The following is a 2,342-nucleotide window of genomic DNA, read 5'->3' on the forward strand; positions in this document are numbered from 1 at the left end:
CCGCCGTGGCGTTCTCCTGGGCCTTGGCCACGAACGCCAGGAACAGGGTGAGGAAGCCGGTCATGAGACGGACCATCGACACGGCCCAGAGGTTGGCCAGGACCTGACGACCCAGTGGCCGGGTCAGGACGGCCTTGAGTCCGCTGACGAGCGGACGGCCGCGGTCCATGCGCAGGGTCGCGGACTCCTCGTCGAGCGAGGCCTCGGCGCGGGCGGGGATGGTCATCGCGACGTATGCCGACACGAGCGCCACCACGGCGAGCAACCAGAGCGCCGCGTCCGAGCCCCACAGCCAGGACACGGCCCCGGCCAGGGCGCCCGCGATCAGTGACCCACACACGTGGCCGAGCACGGTCAGTCGGGAGTTGGTCCGGACCAGGTCGAGCGCCGGCGGCAGGACGTGGGGGGTGATGGAAGCCTTGACCACGCCGAAGGTCTTGGACAGGACGAGCATTCCCAGGGCGAGGGGGTACAGCAGCCACGAGTCGAAATTCAGCGCGAGGATCACCGCGAGCACCGCCCGCAGGGTGAAGGTGAGCGACACCGTGAGGCGCCGCCCGCTGCGAAGCCGGTCGAGCGCCGGTCCGATCACCGGGGCGATCACCGCGAACGGTGCCACCGTCACCAGCAGGTACAGGGCCACGTTGCTACGCGACTCGGCGGTGGCGGCGGAGAAGAACAACGTGTTGGCCAGGGCGACCGCGAGGATGGCGTCGCACGCGAAGTTGGCGACGGTGACGTAGCTGAGCTGCGACAGGCCCGATCTGTTCGCCCCGTCGGCGTGGAAGACCCGCCGGACGCCTCGGCCGATTCTGGCCGCGGCACGGCGGGCCGGACCGGGGGAGCGGTCACCCAATGAGGCGCACCTCGTACATCGTGGGCCACAGCTTCCCGGTGAGCAGCACGTTCTCCGAACCGGGGAGCGCGGCGATCCCGTTGAGGACCGCCTCCCGGCTGGCGGGCCGGGGCCGCTCGAGCGCCGAGGCGTCGTAGATGGCGGTGACCGCGCCGGTGGCCGGGTCGATGCGGATGACCTCGTCGGTCATCCAGACGTTGGCCAGGACGGAGCCGTCCGTGCACTCGAGTTCGTTGATCTGGCGGACAGGCGCGCCCCCCGAGGTCACCGCGACCGTGCCCGTGGGCTCGAAGGTGACGGGGTCGCGGAACGTGAGCTCGTCGGAGCCGTTGCTCATGATCAGCCGCCCGCCGTCGAAACACAGACCCCAGCCCTGACCCTGGTACGGGGCCTCGGATCGCACCTCGAGGGTCCGGGGATCACGATTGTGGGCGATCCCGTTGGTCCAGGTCAGGGTCCAGAGCGTGTCCGGTGTGACGGCCAGGCCCTCGCCGAACTCGTGGTCGGCCATCTTCACGGAGACGGTGGGCGGGCCACCGGCGAGAGGGCGTCGCTGCACCTCGGAGTGGCCGTACTGCCCGGTCGACTCGTAGATCTCGTCACCCACCACCTGCAGGCCCTGCGTGAACAACGCGGGGTCGTGCTCGAGGGTCCGGACGACCTCGACCGAGCCCCGTGTGGGCCGCGGCTCGGACGGGCCCACCGGCACGTGTTCGCCGGCCGTGGCGCCCGAGCCCGAACCCGACCCGGTGGGCATGCTCGACGACGCCAGTGAGGCCTCGGCGGGCGTGGGGCTCCCGGCGAAGTCGGAACCCGTCGAGGAGCACGCCGCGACGGCACCGACGAGGGACAGTGTGACGGCGAGAGGGCCGAGGGTGCCGAGGACGCTGCGCATGACTCAAGAATGCCGTACTCCGGGCCGAACCGCGACGTCGTGGCGATGGCGCGCATAATGGGTCGGGTGAACACCGAGGTAGACACGGATCAGGAGGCGGACCCCGTGAGCACCGATCAGGCCTCGGGCTTCGACGAGGCCCTGCGCGAGCGACTGGCCTCGGGCGTCGACGTGGCCCGTGCGGCCGTGGAGGAGTTCGCGGTCCACGGGGTGGGTGAGCACCTGGGGAGCGTCGTCGAGGCGCCGTTCACCACGACCCACCGCTTCGCGTCCGACCTCGCCGGCTACCGGGGGTGGTACTGGGCCTGTGTCCTGGCGCTGGTCCCCGGCGGTGAGGTGACGGTCGACGAGATCTCCCTCCTCCCCGGGCCAGGGTCGGTCGTGGCCCCGGAATGGGTGCCCTGGGAGAAGAGGATCCGGCCGGGAGATCTGGGTGCGGGCGATCTCCTGCCCCCTGCGGAGGATGACGAGCGACTGGTGCCCGGGCAGTTCCTCACCGGAGACGACGAGCTCGACGAGGTCGCCGGCCCCGTGGGCCTCGGACGGCCCCGGCACCTGAGTCGGGAGGGCCGGTCGGCCGCCGCCGCCCGT

2 protein-coding genes and 1 pseudogene are annotated in these 2,342 nt (G+C 71.4%); 1 reads left to right on the plus strand and 2 read right to left on the minus strand.

Annotated elements, in window-relative coordinates; all coding sequences use genetic code 11:
- Positions 1–856: pseudogene (locus tag G6019_RS06465) on the minus strand (MFS transporter); the annotation flags it as partial.
- Positions 849–1,751, minus strand: a complete 903-nt coding sequence (locus G6019_RS06470) for a glutaminyl-peptide cyclotransferase (RefSeq protein ID WP_182613379.1) — start codon at positions 1,749–1,751, stop codon at positions 849–851. The gene G6019_RS06470 and the pseudogene G6019_RS06465, both read right to left, overlap by 8 nt.
- A 57-nt stretch (positions 1,752–1,808) precedes the next feature.
- On the opposite strand from G6019_RS06470, the gene G6019_RS06475 reads away from it, so the two are divergent.
- Positions 1,809–2,342 (plus strand): DUF3027 domain-containing protein (locus G6019_RS06475; protein WP_182627231.1); only part of this gene is annotated, 534 nt, incomplete at its 3' end.

It is taken from the genome of Dietzia sp. DQ12-76 (genome assembly GCF_014145045.1).
GTDB lineage: Bacteria > Actinomycetota > Actinomycetes > Mycobacteriales > Mycobacteriaceae > Dietzia.

What these genes read in the sequence shown, in the direction of transcription:
- G6019_RS06470 (WP_182613379.1), bottom strand. Translation starts at nt 1,751, where the DNA reads ATGCGCAGCGTCCTCGGCACCCTCGGCCCTCTCGCCGTCACACTGTCC.